This is a genomic window from Kitasatospora sp. NPDC059646, from assembly GCF_042734615.1.
GTDB lineage: Bacteria > Actinomycetota > Actinomycetes > Streptomycetales > Streptomycetaceae > Kitasatospora.
Map to the genome: position 1 here is coordinate 122,745 of NZ_JBHWDS010000016.1, position 16,988 is coordinate 139,732.

Consider the following 16,988-nt stretch of genomic DNA (forward strand, 5'->3'; position numbering starts at 1 on the left):
AGGCACCCGACGTCATAGCATGCGCACATGACTGCAGCTGACGCGACGCCGCTAACAGTGTTCTCTGCTTTTGCAGGTCGTGACGATCTACAGGCCTACGGGGATAACGGGCTCATCCTGTTTGCTCTCCAGTTGAGCCTTGGGATTGACGACATCCACTCGGTAGCCGCGACAGCGCTCACAGACGGCAATAATGACAAGAAGTGCGACCTCGTCTACGTCGATCTGGACCGAGAACGAGTCATTGTCGGGCAAGCCTACTTCACCCAGAAGAACAGCAAGGAGGCCCCCGCCAATAAGGCGAGCGACCTGAACACAGCCGTAACATGGCTGCTGAAGGGTCCACTAGAAGGATTGCCGGAGAATCTGCGATACGCCGCCGAGGAAGTCCGAGAGGCATTTCGGGCGGACAAGGTCCGCGAATTCGACATCTGGTACTGTCACAATCTCCCCGAGTCCACCAATGTGCGCACCGAGCTGGACCAAGTGGCCCACACGGCCAAGGCCCTAATTTCTAGCGAATTCCCCAATGCTCGAACCACATCCATTTCCGCATCGGAAATCGGCCAGGCGCGCCTCGAAGAGTATTATTTGCGGACTCGGAATCCAATCTCAGTCACCGAGACCTTCCGGATCCCGATCCAAGGCGGATTCGAGGCAAGCGGCGAGAAGTGGCACTCATTCTGCACTTCAGTACAGGGGGCATGGCTTCGCGACCTGTGGAAAAAGCATGAATCCGATTTGATGTCCCCCAACGTCCGCGACTATCTCGGAATCGTTCGATCCGAGCGCAACATCAACTATGGCATCAAGAATACTGCCCGCGATATGCCTGAGAATTTCTGGGTCTACAACAACGGCCTGACGATTCTCGTGAACTCTTTCTCTCACCAGGAGCCGGCCTCTCCCGGGGACACGGCCCACCTGGAGATTTCTGGAATGGGCATCATTAACGGCGCCCAGACCACGGGATCCATCGGCACGCTCGGCGAGGCGGAGGCGGAGCGGCTCGGAGACACCTGGATCATGGCCAGGTTCGTCAAGTGTGACGACCCCGACGTGCTGGCTGACATCGTCAAGTACAACAACACCCAGAACAAGGTGGAAGCCTCCGACTTCCGCAGCAAGGACGCCGTACAGGACCGCCTTCGAAAGGAGTTTGAAACGATCCCGGATTCGGACTACCGGGGTGGGCGTCGCGGCGGCACAAAGGATGCAATCGAGAGGTCGCGAAACCTCCTTCCGGATTCGACAGTCGCACAGGCGCTTGCAGCTTTCCACGGGAAGCCCAACATCGCCTATAACGACACGCGACGCATCTGGGACGAAGATGGCGTCTATGCCCAGTTCTACAACGAGAAGACAACTGCAAGGCATGTCGTATTCACTTACTCGCTGCTGAGGGCAGTTGAGAGCGCGAAGCTTGAGATTTCCCAGATTCCTGACGACCAGCGAACGGCCGCGCAAGCGCGACACATGTCCTACTTTCGCCAGCGCGGGGCAATCCATCTGATGGTTTCAGCGGTAGCTGAGTGCCTTGAGACCATCATCGGATCCGCCATTCCCGATCGCTTCTCGCTGCATTTCTCGGATAATGTCGGCCCAAAGGCGGCAGAAGAGATCTGGAAGCCAATTGTAGCGAGCTGCCTTCCCTTCGCACATCAGCTCACCGATGCCGTATCTGGCGGCCTCAAGAGTGCAGACCGCGTCGCTTCCGCTATTACCAACTTCCAGGCAATGGTTGAAGCTACAGCAGCATCAAACGAGGACAGCTATGCGGAGTTTGCTCGCAAAGTGAAGTATTCGTAGCGGTTGATCGGCGCGGCGGCGGACGCTCGCGGGTGGTGGAGCGGTTTTGGCCGGTGTCCTGTCTGGTCTGGGTCCGAGCATGATCGGGGGGCCGTAAGCTGCTGCGACTCGGTCAGGGCTGTTGGGCCTGACCGCAATTTGGCCGAGTGGCCCCCCGGTCTTGCTCGGTGCGGGTCCCGGTCCTGGCAGGTGGGTAAAACCGTGGAGCCGCCCGCCCCCAGCCCCGGCGGGGTTCTGGGCTCCGCCCTCTCTGCCGTCCGTCCGCCGGCGCGGCCGGGGCGCCGCCGGAGCGGGGCGAAGACAGGAGCGTCGGCGAGCGGCCAGGGCCGCGCGCTGGCGCGCTGTGCGCGCCTTGATGAAGTAGCGAAACTCGTAACAGCTCTACTACCTCTGCCTTTTGATCTACTCCCCGCCGGGCTCGGGCTGGCCGTAGACGGCTGTCACGTCGTCATGACGCTTACCTCGGAAGGTCCCGGGCTCGGTTGCCAACTCGGCTTCACGGATGGCCTGGACAGCTTGTTCAGGGCCCTGCTTGGCGAGCGTGTCGAGCAGTCGCTCCCAGGTCCAGCCGTAGCGCTCAACGAGCCGCGAGACGCCGTCGGTGACCATGCCGAAGCTCTCGACGTCCGCCAGGGAGAAGCTCGCCGTGACGGCGCGGTCTGCTGCTTCCGGCTTGGTGCTGGCGACCCAGAAGCCTTCGTCCGTGTTGCGCAGGACGCTCAGGGAGACTCGGTCGTAGGCCGGTAGGTGCGAGGTCCGGTCGTCGAACACGGCCGTCACCTCGCCGCCGTGGGTGCGGACCACGATCGGGGAGTCCGCGAGGGTGAGGCAGTCCAACTGCCCGTTGTGCTCGCGCACGATGGCGACCGTGCTGGAGGGGCTGTTCGGGTTGGTGAGGTCGCACTGCGCGTGCAGGCCCCGGGTCCGGACGATCCCTTCGCGCAGCACTTCAGTGAGAACGAGTCCCGGGTTCTCGATCAGCACGCAGGCGAGTTGGCCTCCAAGGCGGCTCGCCAGCCAGGACACGTTGTGCTCGCATCCGGAGGGCAGGCCGCTGGCGGTGGCTCCGTCCAGGACGATGACGAAGTGCTCGGCGGCAAGGATGAAGTCCTCGTTGGCCTGCACGTCCGGACTCGGCTGGCAGGTGTAGCTGATCTGCACGGTGCTCCTACTCGGGGGCGGGGAACTCGTAGGCGAAGACGTGGCGGTCCGCTGCCATCACGGACTTGAAGACCTCGATGGGGGTGTCCCCGGCGAAAGCGATCCGGTGGAGCTCGGCGACAGGGGTACCGGGGACGAGGCGCAGGGCGGCGCTCTCCTCCGGCGTCGGCATCCGGGCCTCTATCTCCTCACGGAACTTGGTGAGCCGGTGGCCCTTCTCCTCCAGCCGCTTGTAGCTGCCGCCGGGGCCGGTGTTCTCCTCGCGGACAGCCGTCCCCTCGACGTCCTCCAGGCGGAAGTAGCTGTCGGCGAGCTGGGTGGGGTAGTTCTCGATCCAGGTGCGTCGGCGCCGGACGAAGACCAGCGCTCCGGGCTCGATCCCGAACCACTCGGCGACCCACGCCGGTGCCGGCACCTCGGCGAGTTCCAGCATCTCCTGTCGCCACTGGAGGCCGGCGGACTCCACCTCGGCCTGGAACGCCGCCTTGCCCAAGTCCCGGTGGTGCCGCGCGAAGCGGTCCGAGCCCACCCGGATGATCGGGGGCTTCTCACGGACGAAGACACCCTTGCCTCGGACTCCGACGACGAGTCCTTCCGCCTTGAGCAGGGACACGGCCTGGCGGGCGGTCTGGGGAGCGATCCCGAACTCGGCCACGATCTCGCGCTCGGACGGCAGCGCTGCCCCCGGGGCCAGTTCACCGCTGATGATCCGGTCGCGCAGGGAGTCTGCGATCTGCCGCGAGGGCGAGCGGGGGTCGGTGGGATTGATGCTCATGACGCCAGAGTAGCGCAGTTCCCTAGTGAGGTATTGACCCTGAACGGGTGCAGGTCTAACTTCTAATCACTACCTCACTAGTGAGGCAGTGATCCCGACGGCAAGCTCTTGCCGTTACTAGCCATGCCCGGGAGCGGCGCACCTACCGCCAAGCAGAACCGCCGCTCCCGGCTTCCCTCGAAAGGGAGACACCATCATGCCCGCTTCGTTGCGCGCCGTGCCCGCCCTCGCCACCGACCCGCTGGTCGGACTGAACATCTCCGAACTGGGGGTGGCGCTGTACGTGTCCTCGCTCGTGATCGACCGCTCGGCCAAGTCCGCCCCCTCCGTGCTCGCCGACCACGCGGCCGAGGGCCTGGAACTGCTGGGCATGGAGCGGCTGGTGGAGTGGGGGCAGCGCCTGTACGGGTTCTGGTGGCTGTACGGCAAGGACCTGGAGACCCCGGCGGTGCTGGCCGACCACCGCTCACGGTTCCCCTCGATGCGCCGCATCCGCAAGTGCCAGAGCCTGGGCTGGCTGCTGAGCGAGTACCTGAACGACCGTCACCCCGAGCGCCTGGAGCCTGGCTACATCCACTACCGGCGACCGCTGATCAACGCCTGCCCCTGCGAGGGCTCCGGCACCCTGACCCTGGTCAACGGGATGCCCACCTCCTGCCCCGCCCACGACCACCCCACCACCGCCACGCCGCTGCTGGCGGTCGCCGCATGATCCGCACACCCATGCCCCCCGACACGGCGGACCACCTCGCGTTAGCCGACCTCGCCCGCCTCGCCGCCCGGGGCGACCTGCCCAAGCTCACCGAACAGCTCCGCCGCACCGGCGGCTGCGCCAACCCCATCCACCTCAAGGGCTTCCGCACCCTCACCCACGCCCCCACCGGCACGGTGTGGCACCGCTACTCCACCGACCACGAACCCGGCCACCGGCTCAAGCTGGCCTGCGGCAACCGCCGTGCCTCCCGCTGCCAGGCCTGCGCCCGCACCTACTCTGCCGACACCTACCACCTGATCCGCGCCGGACTCGCGGGCGACGAGACCAAGGGCGTCCCGGCCACCGTGCGCCAGCACCCCCGCGTCTTCGCCACCCTCACCGCCCCGTCCTTCGGCCCGGTCCACAACCGCCCCGACAAAGGCGTCTGCCGCTGCGGCACCGCCCACCCCGCCGGCGCACCCGTCCTCGGCACCCCGCTCGATCCCGACGCCTACGACTACGCGCACGCCGTGCTCTGGAACAACCACGCCCCCGACCTGTGGCGGCGCTTCACCGTCTACCTCTTCCGCACCCTGGCCAAGATGGCCGGACTCACCCAACGCGACTTCAAGGAACAGGCCAAGGTCTCCTTCGGGAAGGTCGCCGAGTACCAGCGCCGGGGCGCGGTCCACTTCCACGCCGTCATCCGCCTCGACGGACCCGACGGCCCCGACACACCCCCGCCCTCCTGGGCCACCGTCGCGCTCCTGGACGCCGCGATCCGCGCTGCCGCCCACCGCGCCGGCGTCCCCGTCACCGCCGCAGGCGACCAGCCCGCCCGCGTCCTGAAGTGGGGCACGCAGGTGGACGTCCGCCCCATCGGGGCCTTCGCCACCGGGGAGATCTCGGAGCGGGCCGTCGCCTCCTACGTCGCCAAGTACGCCACCAAATCAGCGGAGACCACCGAGACCGTGGACCGCCGCATCCTGGAGCGCCACGAACTCGACCGCCACCAACTACCTGACCACACAAGGCGGTTGATCGAAGCCTGCTGGGACCTCGACCCGCTCTACCCGGATCGGCTGCTGGCGCACTGGTCGCACATGCTCGGCTTCCGCGGCCACTTCTCGTCCAAGTCGCCCAGCTACTCGACCACCCTGGGTGCCCTGCGCCAAGTCCGGGCCGACTTCCGCGCCGAACAGGCCCGCGCCGATCTCCGCGAACGCCTCCTCGCCCAGGGGCTCCCGGACCTGGACGACCTGCCCGACGCCGAAACCCTGATCGTCGCCCACTGGACCTTCGCCGGAGCAGGCAACTCCCCTGGCGAATCCATGCTCGCCGCCTCGATCGCCCGGGACCTGAACGAACGCCGCACCACCGACCGACAGGAGCTGCACGCGCAACTCGCGCGAGAGGGGGAGGAACTGGCATGGACCGACTGCTGACGGTCAAGGAGGCCGCCGAGGTCCTGGGCACCTGGGAGACCAGCGGGGAGCGCTTCCCCCGTCGCCTCGTCGCCGAACGGCGGATCGCCTTCGTGAAGGTCGGCCGCCACGTCCGCATCCCTGCGGCTGCCCTCGCCGAGTACATCGCCGCCAACACCGTCCAGGCCGTCCCCCGGCGGACCCGGCGCATGCGGGTGGTGGCCTGATGGCGGGCAAGCGCCGGCAGTTCGGCCGGATTCGGAAGCTGCCGTCCGGTCGGTTCCAGGCTCGGTATCTCGACCCGAACGGCGTGCTCCGCCCGGCGCCCGAGACGTTCGAGACCAAGGCGGACGCGGATGACTGGTTGGCCGAGGTGCAGACCTCGATCCGCAAGCAGGACTGGCGCGATCCGGATGCCGGGGCGGTCAACTTCGCCGAGTACGCCGAAGCGTGGATCACCGAGCGCGGGTTGATGCCAACCACGGAGGAGCTCTACCGGCGGTTGCTCCGGCTGCACCTGGTCCCCGTCCTCGGCGCGTGGGACCTGGACGAGATCACGCCCCCGCGCGTCCGTACCTGGCGGGCCGAGCTGCTGGCCAGCGGCAAGGCGACCACCACGGCGAAGGCGTACCGGCTGCTCAAGGCCATCATGGCAACGGCGGCTGACGACGAACTGATCCGCCGCAACCCGTGCCGGATCAAAGGTGCGGGAAAGGAGAGCGCGCCCGAACGCGGCACCGCGTCCATCGAGAAGGTCTACGAGCTGGCCGAACTGGTCGGGCCGCGCTGGCGGTTGATGGTGCTGCTCGGGGCCTTCACCACGCTCCGTCCGGAAGAGCTGGCCGAGCTGCGGCGGTCGGACCTCGATCTGGTCGCAGGCACGGTGCGCGTCCGGATGGCGGCGCCCGAGCTGAATACCGGCCGTCGCGCCCCGGGTGACACCAAGACGGAGGCGGGCAAGCGGACCATCACGATGCCGGCCGCGATGCTCCCGGACGCCCGGCTGCATCTGGAGTTGTTCGCGGAGAAGGAGCCGGACGGCCTCCTCTTTGTGGGTGAACGCAGGGCCCCCTTCCGCCGCACCAGCTTCGGGCGCATCTGGCGTGCGGCCCGGGTGAAGGCGGGCCTGCCGGGCTTCCGCTTCTACGACCTGCGGCACACCGGCAACACTCTGGCGGCCTCGACCGGTGCCAGCCTCAAGGAGCTGATGGCCAGGATGGGACACGCCTCGGTCCGGGCCGCGCTGATCTACCAGCACGCGACCAGCGAGCGGGATCGGAAGATCGCCGACGGCATGGACGCCGAGATCGCTCGGCAGCTCGGCGGGGGCACGGACCCCTCGGAGTGGGCATAGGGCACGCCGGGGACACGCGGTCCCGGAATTGGTCCAGACAACGAAGAAGCCCCAGGTCGGTGACCTGGGGCTTTCTGCTGGAGCGGGCGACGAGAATCGAACTCGCGCTCTAAGCTTGGGAAGCTCATGTTCTACCATTAAACTACGCCCGCAGCTGACGGGCCGTCAGGGACGGCTCGATCAAGGACCACTGTACCCCATCGGGTGGGGCGCGAGGTGCAGGGTGCGGGGTGGCGGCGAGCCTCGTGGGGTGGTGTCCGGTAGATCCCCTAATGTGACGCTGTCGGCGGAACTGTGGGAAGGGGACCGATGGAACAGCGCACCGTGGTTCGTTGTGCCGAGGGGCATGTGTTCAGTACGGCGGCGTTTCCGATGCAGCAGTTGCAGGCGGGGCGGCTGGGGCCGGGTCGGTTGTTGAGGTGCCCGGGGTGCGGGCGGTTGCGGAGTTCGGTGCCGGCGGACCTGTCGGAGCTCTCGGCGTCCCAACTGGCCCGCGGGTCGCGGCGGTAGGAGGCGCGGCCGCCCGCCCGGGCGGGTGATCGGGCTGGTCCGAGGGGCGGGCGCTTTTGGGCGCCCGCCCCTCGGCACGTACCCTCGGGGGCGTGCTGCTCTCTGACAATGACATCCGTGCCGAGATCGACAAGGGGCGGGTCGTCATCGACCCGTTCGAGCCGTCGATGGTTCAGCCGTCGAGCATCGACGTGCGACTGGACCGGTTCTTCCGGGTCTTCGAGAACCACCGCTACCCGCACATCGACCCCTCCGAGGAGCAGCCGGACCTGACCCGGCTGGTCGAGCCGGAGGGCGACGACGCGTTCATCCTGCACCCGGGCGAGTTCGTGCTGGCGTCCACCTACGAGGTGATCACGCTCCCGGACGACGTGGCCTCGCGCCTGGAGGGCAAGTCCAGCCTGGGCCGGCTGGGTCTGCTGACGCACTCGACGGCCGGCTTCATCGACCCGGGCTTCAGCGGCCACGTGACGCTGGAGCTGTCGAACGTGGCGACGCTGCCGATCAAGCTCTACCCGGGCATGAAGATCGGCCAGCTGTGCCTGTTCCGGCTCTCCTCGCCGTCCGAGCACCCGTACGGCTCGGAGCGCTACGGCTCCCGCTACCAGGGTCAGCGCGGCCCGACGCCGTCCCGCTCGTACCTGAACTTCCACCGCACCCGGGTCTGATCCGCCTCGGCAGAGCGCACGGACACCACGAGGGCCGGCCCCGCAGGACGGGACCGGCCCTCGCTCCTGCCCGGATCGCCCGGGCGTCCGGGCTCAGGCGCGCTTGGGGCTGGTCCGGGCGACCAGCACGGTGCCGTCCTCGGACAGCGTCAACTCGGTGCGGAGTTCCGCGAGTTCGCCCAGCCGGTGGAGGTGGGTGCCGCCGCAGGGGATCTCCGCGGCACCGTCCGGCAGCTCGGCGTGCCAGCGGCGGCGGGCGGTCAGCTCGGGGCCGGGGACGTCGATCCGGACGGACGCGTCGGCGGCGACCCAGGCGGCGAGGCGGGCGTTGACGTCCTCGGTGAGGGCGGGCAGCGCCTCGGCGAGGGCCGGGAACTCCTCGGTGGCGTCGACCGTGAAGCCCTTCTTCTTCAGCGACTTGCCGATCCGGTAGGTGTCGGTGCTGGCCTCGGTGTCCATCACCGAGGTGTCCATGGCGAGGCTGTCGAAGTCGGGGTGGCCGAAGGCGTCGGCACGGCCCGGGTCCTTGCGCCAGCGCGGGGCGAGCGCCGCGTTCAGGGCGAGCGCCAGCAGGTGGCAGCCGGTGTGCGCGGCGGACAGCAGTGCGCGGCGGTCGGCGTCGACGGCCAGCTCGGCGGTGCGTCCGACGGCCTCGGGGCCCAGCGCGCCGGCGGGCAGCACGTGCAGCACCAGCCAGGACCACTCCTCGTCGCCGCGCCGCACCGGAATGTCCGCACCGGCCGCGAGCTCGCCGTCCGGGCCCTGCGCGCCGGTGAGGCAGTCGACGACGGGGTGCGCGACCCCGTCGACGGTCAGGGTGCCGAGGTCGGCGGGCTGGTCGGGCCAGGTGTGGTCGACGGGGTGGAACGGGGTGGCTTCGGTGACCACGGCGGTGCGCCCGTCCGGCAGGGCGTGCACGGCGAGGATCGGCGACGCGCCGGTCACCGCCCCGGCCGGGAAGCTGACGTGGGTGGTGGGCAGGCTCATGCGCGGACTCCGGACGGGATCTGAGGGTGGGCCGAACACCCCACCCTACAAAAATCCCACCATCCGGACGGCCGCGGCCCGGTCGGGTGCCCGGGTCAGCCGAGCGTGGGCAGCTTGATCAGCACCAGCAGCGCGAGCAGCTGCACCGCCGCGGCACCGGCCGCCTTGCCCCACGGCAGGTCGTGGACGCGCCGCACCAGGGTGGTCAGCAGGACCGCGCAGCCCACCCAGGTCGCCCAGCCGACGGCCTGCACCACCAGGTTGTCGGCGGGCAGGAACAGCGCGAGCAGCAGCCGCGGGGCGTCGGTGGTCCAGCTGACCAGCACGGCCAGGCCGACCGTCGACCGCCACGGGCCGTCGCCGCCGAACTGCCTGGCCAGCACGTGGGTGACGGCGCTGAGGATGCCGCCGGCCACCGTGAAGCCGATCGCCGCGCCCGCGATCGCCCACAGCGCGACCGCGAAGGTGGAGTGCACCACCTGGTCGTAGGTGCTGTCGAGGGCGAACACCGCGAGCACGCCGTACAGCAGCGACACGCACAGCGCGGGCAGCCACACCTGGTGGTCGCGCATCCGGTCGAAGGTGGCGCTGGGGCGGCGGTAGATCCCGGTGAGCAGCTCCCGCCAGGGCAGCCGGGGCCCGCCGAGGTGCGGCGCGGCCTGTCCGCCGGCCCGGTAGACGGCGACGTTGTCCTCGGCCGGGTAGCCGGGGCCGTCCTGGTCGTACGGGGGCGGGTAGTAGCCGTCGCCGCCGTACGGCTCCTCGTACGCCCCGCCCTGGTACGGCGCCCCGGGGTACGGCGCCGCCGGGTAGGGCTCCTCCCCGTACGGCTGCTCGCCGACCGCGAAGGCCCTGGTGTGGCCGGGCTGGTCGCCGTAGCGGTCGCCGGGCGCCGCGGGGTAGCCGGGCGTCGGGGCGGTGAAGTACTCGGGGGCGCCGGTGGGCGTGCCGGGGTACGGGTCGCCCTGCGGGGTGCCCGGTCGGGGTGCCGTCCAGCCGTGCCGGGGGTCGGCACCCCGTCCGTCGTCGTGTCGATTGCCAGCCACGCCTCGACGGTACCCGCAAGGGCTGACCCGTCGTCGGGTGATCATGGTGGCGCGACCGGATTGCAGCCGTCCTGTGACGCGGCTGCGCGGCCGGTCGGTCAGCCGGCGACGCGGGTGCCGGGCGCGTGCACCGCGGCGGCGTTGGTCAGGCCGGCCTCGCAGCCGCCGGGGCCGGCGGACAGGCGCACCGCGCCGACCGGCAGGCGGGTGCCGCAGGCGATCCGCAGGCCGTTGGAGAGCTCGTTCTCGGCCTCCAGGACGGCGCCGTCGCCGATCACCACGCCGTCCAGCGAGCAGCGCTCACCGATCTCGGCGTAGGCGCCGACGATGGAGTCCTTGACGTACGCGCCGGCCTTGATCCGGGCGCCCTGGAGCACCACGCTGCCCTCGACGATGGCGCCGGCAGCGATCTCGGCGTCCGCGGCGACCACGGTGCCGGAGCTCAGCACGGCGGCCTGGTCGACGTGCGAGCCGGCCAGCAGCAGGGCCTCGCCGGTGGGGCCGGGGACGGCCGGGGAGTCGACCTTGCCGAGCACCAGGTCGGCGGAGCCGCGGACGAAGGCGGCGGGGGTGCCGAGGTCCAGCCAGTACGAGGTGTCGACGACGCCGCGCAGCAGGGCGCCGGTGGCGAGCAGCTCGGGGAAGGTCTCGCGCTCGACGGAGACCTCGCGGCCGGTCGGGATGCGGTCGATCACCGAACGGGTGAAGACGTAGCAGCCGGCGTTGATCTGGTCGGTGACGATCTGCTCGGGGGTCTCGGGCTTCTCCAGGAACGCCAGCACCCGGCCGTTCTCGTCGGTCGGGACGAGGCCGAAGGCGCGCGGGTCGGCCACCCGGGTGAGGTGCAGGGTGACGTCGGCGCCGGAGGCGGTGTGCTCGTCGCGCAGCGCGGCGATGTCCAGGCCGGACAGGATGTCGCCGTTGAAGATCAGCACCGGCTCGTCCGGGCCGCAGGTCAGGCCGGCGGCGGCGTTGCGGATGGCGCCGCCGGTGCCCAGCGGCTCGTCCTCGGTGAGGTAGACCAGTTCGAGGCCGTAGGGGCTGCCGTCCTTGAAGTGGTCGACGAACACGTCGGCCAGGTACGAGGTGGCGAGGACCACGCGGGTGACGCCGGCGGCGGCGGCCCGGGCCAGCTGGTGGGCGATGAACGGAACACCGGCCACGGGCAGCATGGGCTTCGGCGTGTGCGTGGTCAACGGGCGCAGCCGGGTGCCCTTGCCGCCGACCAACATGATCGCCTCGGTCATGTCCTATCTCCCCTGGTCAGATTCCGGCGGCCCGGCTCGACAGGGTCCGGTGCGCTCGCTCGGTGACTGTGTCGGGCCAGCATCAGGTGGCCGTCGACGGAACCGGTTCTTTACCCGGCCCCGCCGCATACTCTATTTGCTCGAACAGCGTGTCAAACCCACTGCCCCTGGTCGGGCAGGTGTGCGGCCGCGGACGCCCGGACCCCGGAGCCGCAGCGGGCGTCCGGGGTCCGGGGAGCTGGGGGCGTCAGGCCTGGACCGGCTCCGCGTCCTCGGCGGGCACGGCCTTGACGGACTCCAGCAGCAGCTGGGCGACGTCGACGACCTTCAGGTGCTCCTTGGCGGCGCCCTCGTTCTTCCGGCCGTTGACCGAGTCGGAGAGCATCACCAGGCAGAACGGGCACGCGGTGGAGACGATGTCCGGGTTGAGGGACAGCGCCTCGTCGACGCGCTCGTTGTTGATCCGCTTGCCGATCCGCTCCTCCATCCACATCCGCGCGCCGCCGGCGCCGCAGCAGAAGCCGCGCTCCTTGTGGCGGTGCATCTCCTCGTTGCGCAGGCCGGGCACCTTGCCGATGATCTCGCGCGGCGGGGTGTAGACCTTGTTGTGGCGGCCGAGGTAGCACGGGTCGTGGTAGGTGATCAGGCCTTCCACCGGGTTGACCGGCAGCAGCTTGCCCTCGTCGATCAGGTGCTGCAGCAGCTGGGTGTGGTGGATGACCTCGAAGTGCCCGCCGAGCTGCGGGTACTCGTTGGCGATGGTGTTGAAGCAGTGCGGGCAGGTGGCGACGATCCGCTTGGTCGGCGCGTCCTCCAGCGCGGCGTTCAGGGTCTCGACGTTCTGCGCGCCGAGCATCTGGAACAGGAACTCGTTGCCGAGGCGGCGCGGGGAGTCACCGGTGCAGGTCTCCTCCTTGCCGAGGATCGCGAACTTGACGCCCGCGGTGTGCAGCAGCTCGGCGAAGGCCTTGGTGGTCTTCTTGGCCCGGTCCTCCAGGGCGCCGGCGCAGCCGACCCAGTACAGGTACTCGACCTCGGCGGGGTCGATGTCCTCGCCGATCACCGGCACCTCGATGCCGGTCTCCTTCTTCAGCTCCTTGACCCAGTCCAGGCGCGCCTTGGTGGCCAGGCCCCACGGGTTGCCCTTGTTCTCCAGGTTCTTGAGCATCGTCCCGGCCTCGGTCGGGAAGTTGCTCTCGATCATGACCTGGTAGCGGCGCATGTCGACGATGTGGTCGATGTGCTCGATGTCGACCGGGCACTGCTCGACGCAGGCGCCGCAGGTGGTGCAGGACCACAGCACGTCCGGGTCGATGACGCCGCCCTCTTCGGCGGTGCCGATCAGCGGGCGCTCGGCCTCGGCGAGGGCCGCCGCGGGCACCCCGGCGAGCTGCTCGCTCGACGCCTTCTCCTCGCCCTCCATGTCCTTGCCGCCGCCGGCCAGCAGGTACGGGGCCTTGGCGAAGGCGTGCTCGCGCAGGCTCATGATCAGCAGCTTGGGCGACAGCGGCTTGCCGGTGTTCCAGGCGGGGCACTGGGACTGGCAGCGGCCGCACTCGGTGCAGGTGGAGAAGTCGAGGATGCCCTTCCAGGAGAAGTGCTCGACCTGGGAGACGCCGAACACCGCGTCGTCGGCCGGGTCCTCGAAGTCGATCGGGGCGCCGTTGCTGGTCATCGGGCGCAGGGCGCCCAGCGCGGTGCCGCCGTCCTCCTCGCGCTTGAAGTAGATGTTGAAGAAGCCCAGGAAGCGGTGCCAGGCGACGCCCATCGACGGGTTGATGCCGATGGTGATGGCCCACGCGAACGAGATGCAGATCTTCAGCATCGCGAACAGGTAGATCAGGTTGACCAGGGTGCCGTGGGCGGTGCCCTCGAACGCGGCGACGATCGGGTACGAGATCAGGTACGTCGGGTCGTAGGAGGTGACGCCTTCGAGGGCGCCCTCCAGGCCGCGCAGCATCATGATGCAGATGCCGATGCCGAGGATCGTGTACTCGACGTAGAACGCCTGCCAGGCGATCGAGCCGGCGAACCGGGACTTGCGGCCGGCCCGGGAGGGCAGGCTCAGCAGGCGGATCACGATCAGGGTGGCGATGCCGAGCGTGGTCAGGGTGCCGATCAGCTCGACGAAGACGTTCCACACCAGCCAGTGGCCGATGACCGGCAGCGCGAACTCGGCGTCGAAGAGCTGGCCGAACGCGTTGACCAGGGTGAGCACCAGCGAGAAGAAGCCGACCGCGACGAACCAGTGCGCGACGCCGACCACGCCCCACCGGTTCATCCGGGTGTGACCGAGGAACTCCTTGGCCACGGTGGCCACGCGCTGCGCGGGCTGCCCGAATCGGGTGCTGTCGGCGGAGCCGGTGCGCACCACCTTGTAGATGTACAGCGCCGCCCGGGCGGCGAGCGCGGTGCCGATCACGAAGGTGACCAGCGAGATGACGATCGCTGCTAGCTGCATCGGCTCTCCGTCTCCAGCGGCTTTGGTCCGAAGTCTTCCCCAGAGTGTACTGGTCGGTAACTTTCAGGGTCGACGCGCCGGACATTACCGCGCGTTAACACCCACCCAGAAGATGTTCAAGGTATGGCGGCAGTCACTAAGCCCAGACTCACCCGCCCGGAGCACCCCGGAACGCCCCTCCAAGCAGCCGGCGACATAAGCGCTCAGTAAAGTTGAGCGCGCCAGACTCAAAGGTGTTGACGCTTCCGATCCGGTCATGCATCCTTGAGCCTGTACTGCTCAACTTCTCCCCGGAGGTATTCACGATGGCACGCGCGGTCGGCATCGACCTCGGTACGACGAACTCCGTCGTCAGTGTTCTTGAGGGCGGTGAGCCCACGGTCATCACCAACGCCGAGGGCGCTCGGACCACGCCGTCCGTCGTCGCCTTCGCCAAGAACGGCGAGGTGCTCGTCGGCGAGGTCGCCAAGCGCCAGGCGGTCACCAACGTCGACCGGACCATCCGTTCGGTCAAGCGCCACATGGGCACCGACTGGAAGATCGGCATCGACGGCAAGGACTTCACGCCGCAGCAGATCTCCGCCTTCGTCCTGCAGAAGCTCAAGCGGGACGCCGAGGCCTACCTGGGCGAGACGGTCACCGACGCCGTCATCACCGTCCCGGCCTACTTCAACGACTCCGAGCGCCAGGCCACCAAGGAGGCCGGCGAGATCGCGGGCCTGAACGTCCTGCGCATCGTCAACGAGCCGACCGCCGCCGCCCTGGCCTACGGCCTGGACAAGGACGACCAGACCATCCTGGTCTTCGACCTCGGTGGCGGCACCTTCGACGTCTCCCTGCTGGAGATCGGCGACGGCGTGGTCGAGGTCAAGGCCACCAACGGCGACAACCACCTCGGCGGCGACGACTGGGACCAGCGCGTCGTCGACCACCTGGTGAAGGTCTTCCAGGCCGGCCACGGCGTCGACCTGTCCAAGGACAAGATGGCCCTGCAGCGTCTGCGCGAGGCCGCCGAGAAGGCCAAGATCGAGCTGTCCTCCTCCTCGGAGACCTCGATCAACCTGCCCTACATCACGGCCTCCGCCGAGGGCCCGCTGCACCTGGACGAGAAGCTCACCCGGGCCCAGTTCCAGCAGCTCACCTCGGACCTGCTGGACCGCTGCAAGGTCCCGTTCCACAACGTCATCAAGGACGCCGGCATCCAGCTGTCCGAGATCGACCACGTGGTCCTGGTCGGCGGCTCGACCCGCATGCCGGCCGTCGCCGAGCTCGTCAAGGAGCTGACCGGCGGCAAGGACGCCAACAAGGGCGTCAACCCGGACGAGGTCGTCGCCATCGGCGCCTCCCTGCAGGCCGGTGTGCTGAAGGGCGAGGTCAAGGACGTCCTGCTGCTCGACGTCACCCCGCTGTCCCTGGGCATCGAGACCAAGGGCGGCATCATGACGAAGCTCATCGAGCGCAACACCACGATCCCGACCAAGCGCTCCGAGATCTTCACCACCGCCGAGGACAACCAGCCCTCCGTGCAGATCCAGGTCTACCAGGGCGAGCGCGAGATCGCGGCGTACAACAAGAAGCTCGGCATGTTCGAGCTGACCGGCCTGCCGCCGGCCCCCCGCGGCCTGCCGCAGATCGAGGTCACCTTCGACATCGACGCCAACGGCATCATGCACGTGGCCGCGAAGGACCTCGGCACCGGCAAGGAGCAGAAGATGACCGTCACCGGCGGCTCCTCGCTGCCGAAGGACGAGGTCAACCGCATGCGCGAGGAGGCCGAGCGCTACGCGGAGGAGGACCACAAGCGCCGCGAGGCCGTGGAGACCCGCAACCAGGGCGAGCAGCTCGTCTACTCGACCGAGAAGTTCATCGCCGACAACGCCGACAAGCTCCCGGCCGACGTCAAGACCGAGGTCGAGACCGCCATCGGCGAGCTCAAGGAAGCCCTCAAGGGCGAGGACATCGCGGCCATCCGCACCGCCACCGAGAAGGTCTCCACCACCGCGCAGAAGCTCGGCGCGGCGCTCTACGCCCAGGCCGACGGCGCGGGTGCGGCCACCGGTGCGGCCGGTGCCGGCGAGGCCGGCGCCAAGGACGACGACGTGGTCGACGCCGAGATCGTCGACGACGAGAAGCCCAAGGGCGGTGCGGCATGACGGAGAAGCCGCAGGGCGAGCAGCCCGGCGACGACTCCGCCGCCGAGGAAGCCGTGCTGAAGGCCGCCGAAGAGGCCGTCTCGGGCGCGGGTGCCGACGAGCTGGCCGCCGCCAAGCGCGAGGCCGGCGAGCGCACCGCCGACCTGCAGCGCCTCCAGGCGGAGTACCAGAACTACCGCAAGCGGGTCGAGCGCGACCGGGCCACCGTCCGCGAGATCGCGGTCTCCAACATCGTGGAGTCGCTGATCCCGGTGCTGGACGACATCGGCCGCGCCCGCGAGCACGGCGAGGTGACGGGCGGCTTCAAGTCCGTCGCCGAGTCGCTGGAGACGGTCGTCGCCAAGCTCGGGCTGCAGCAGTTCGGCAAGGAGGGCGAGCCCTTCGACCCGACCATCCACGAGGCGCTGATGCACAGCTACTCGTCGGACGTCACGGAGGACACCTGCGTGCAGATCCTCCAGCCCGGGTACCGGATCGGCGAGCGGATCATCCGCCCGGCGATGGTCGCGGTCGCGGAGCCCCAGCCGGGCACCCAGACCACCGGCGAGCCGGACGGCGACAAGGCTGACGGCTCGTCCGACAGCTGAGTAGAGTCCCCGTGCGCTGCGGAGTCGTACGTCGTCCAGTACGGCGGCCGGCTCCGCAGCGCCGTATCCCGGGCTCTTCACAACAACACGCTTCACCAACAGACTTCAGGAT

General features: G+C 69.1%; 14 protein-coding genes, 1 tRNA gene and 1 pseudogene. 9 read left to right on the forward strand and 7 right to left on the reverse strand.

All coding sequences use genetic code 11. From position 1 onward, the window contains the following. Window positions 1-27: 27 nt before the first annotated feature. On the forward strand, window positions 28-1,809 hold the full coding sequence (locus ACFV1L_RS14405; protein ID WP_380365768.1) for an AIPR family protein: 1,782 nt from the start codon (window positions 28-30) through the stop codon (window positions 1,807-1,809). Window positions 1,810-2,211: 402 nt separating this feature from the next. On the opposite strand, the gene ACFV1L_RS14410 is transcribed toward ACFV1L_RS14405, so the two are convergent. Together ACFV1L_RS14410 and ACFV1L_RS14415 are read right to left on the reverse strand one after the other, a co-directional pair. Next, on the reverse strand, window positions 2,212-2,970 hold the full coding sequence (locus ACFV1L_RS14410; RefSeq protein WP_380365769.1) for a protein phosphatase 2C domain-containing protein: 759 nt from the start codon (window positions 2,968-2,970) through the stop codon (window positions 2,212-2,214). A 7-nt stretch (window positions 2,971-2,977) separates the two neighbouring features. Beyond that, a complete protein-coding gene (locus tag ACFV1L_RS14415) occupies window positions 2,978-3,745 on the reverse strand; it encodes a GntR family transcriptional regulator (protein WP_380365771.1) in 768 nt (255 codons plus the stop codon). A gap of 196 nt (window positions 3,746-3,941) precedes the next feature. Between ACFV1L_RS14415 and ACFV1L_RS14420 the strand changes: the two genes are divergently transcribed. Genes ACFV1L_RS14420 through ACFV1L_RS14435 form a run of 4 tightly spaced genes read left to right on the forward strand, consistent with a single transcriptional unit; the run spans window position 3,942 to window position 7,217 of the window. Continuing rightward, window positions 3,942-4,457, forward strand: a complete 516-nt coding sequence (locus tag ACFV1L_RS14420) for a hypothetical protein (protein ID WP_380365773.1) — start codon at window positions 3,942-3,944, stop codon at window positions 4,455-4,457. Between the two features lie 11 nt (window positions 4,458-4,468). Next, a complete protein-coding gene (repSA, locus tag ACFV1L_RS14425) occupies window positions 4,469-5,884 on the forward strand; it encodes a replication initiator protein RepSA (protein ID WP_380365774.1) in 1,416 nt (471 codons plus the stop codon). Next, window positions 5,869-6,090, forward strand: a complete 222-nt coding sequence (locus ACFV1L_RS14430; protein WP_380365776.1) for an excisionase family DNA-binding protein — start codon at window positions 5,869-5,871, stop codon at window positions 6,088-6,090. Before repSA ends, ACFV1L_RS14430 begins: the two co-directional genes overlap by 16 nt. Next, window positions 6,090-7,217, forward strand: a complete 1,128-nt coding sequence (locus ACFV1L_RS14435; protein WP_380365777.1) for a tyrosine-type recombinase/integrase — start codon at window positions 6,090-6,092, stop codon at window positions 7,215-7,217. The genes ACFV1L_RS14430 and ACFV1L_RS14435 overlap by 1 nt, the downstream gene beginning before the upstream one ends. 78 nt (window positions 7,218-7,295) lie before the next feature. Here ACFV1L_RS14435 and ACFV1L_RS14440 read toward each other — a convergent pair. Beyond that, window positions 7,296-7,369 (reverse strand) — tRNA-Gly (locus ACFV1L_RS14440). Window positions 7,370-7,526: 157 nt separating this feature from the next. On the opposite strand from ACFV1L_RS14440, the gene ACFV1L_RS14445 reads away from it, so the two are divergent. Together ACFV1L_RS14445 and dcd are read left to right on the forward strand one after the other, a co-directional pair. After that, complete coding sequence (locus ACFV1L_RS14445) at window positions 7,527-7,727, forward strand: hypothetical protein (protein ID WP_380365779.1); 201 nt, start codon at window positions 7,527-7,529, stop codon at window positions 7,725-7,727. A gap of 92 nt (window positions 7,728-7,819) precedes the next feature. Further along, window positions 7,820-8,395, forward strand: a complete 576-nt coding sequence (dcd, locus tag ACFV1L_RS14450; protein ID WP_380365781.1) for a dCTP deaminase — start codon at window positions 7,820-7,822, stop codon at window positions 8,393-8,395. Between the two features lie 93 nt (window positions 8,396-8,488). Here the strand turns inward: dcd and ACFV1L_RS14455 are convergent, their stop codons facing one another. The 4 genes and pseudogenes from ACFV1L_RS14455 to ACFV1L_RS14470 all read right to left on the reverse strand — a co-directional run bounded on the left by ACFV1L_RS14455 (window position 8,489) and on the right by ACFV1L_RS14470 (window position 14,136). Continuing rightward, window positions 8,489-9,382, reverse strand: coding sequence for a metal-dependent hydrolase (locus ACFV1L_RS14455; RefSeq protein ID WP_380365782.1), 894 nt, complete (start codon window positions 9,380-9,382; stop codon window positions 8,489-8,491). A 95-nt stretch (window positions 9,383-9,477) separates the two neighbouring features. Continuing rightward, window positions 9,478-10,428 carry a YIP1 family protein gene (locus tag ACFV1L_RS14460; RefSeq protein ID WP_380365784.1) on the reverse strand — a complete coding sequence of 317 codons (951 nt, stop codon included), beginning with the start codon at window positions 10,426-10,428 and terminating at the stop codon, window positions 9,478-9,480. A gap of 173 nt (window positions 10,429-10,601) precedes the next feature. Then, window positions 10,602-11,675 (reverse strand): annotated as a pseudogene (locus ACFV1L_RS14465) (sugar phosphate nucleotidyltransferase); the annotation flags it as partial. 247 nt (window positions 11,676-11,922) lie between these two features. Then, the gene (locus ACFV1L_RS14470; RefSeq protein ID WP_380365786.1) at window positions 11,923-14,136 is read right to left on the reverse strand and encodes a (Fe-S)-binding protein; all 2,214 of its coding nucleotides are present in this window, start codon (window positions 14,134-14,136) and stop codon (window positions 11,923-11,925) included. 305 nt (window positions 14,137-14,441) lie between these two features. On the opposite strand from ACFV1L_RS14470, the gene dnaK reads away from it, so the two are divergent. Both dnaK and grpE read left to right on the forward strand, forming a co-directional pair. Then, window positions 14,442-16,289, forward strand: coding sequence for a molecular chaperone DnaK (gene dnaK / locus ACFV1L_RS14475; protein ID WP_380365788.1), 1,848 nt, complete (start codon window positions 14,442-14,444; stop codon window positions 16,287-16,289). Next, window positions 16,286-16,876, forward strand: coding sequence for a nucleotide exchange factor GrpE (gene grpE, locus ACFV1L_RS14480; protein WP_035864274.1), 591 nt, complete (start codon window positions 16,286-16,288; stop codon window positions 16,874-16,876). The genes dnaK and grpE overlap by 4 nt, the downstream gene beginning before the upstream one ends. The last annotated feature ends 112 nt before the right edge of the window (window positions 16,877-16,988 follow it).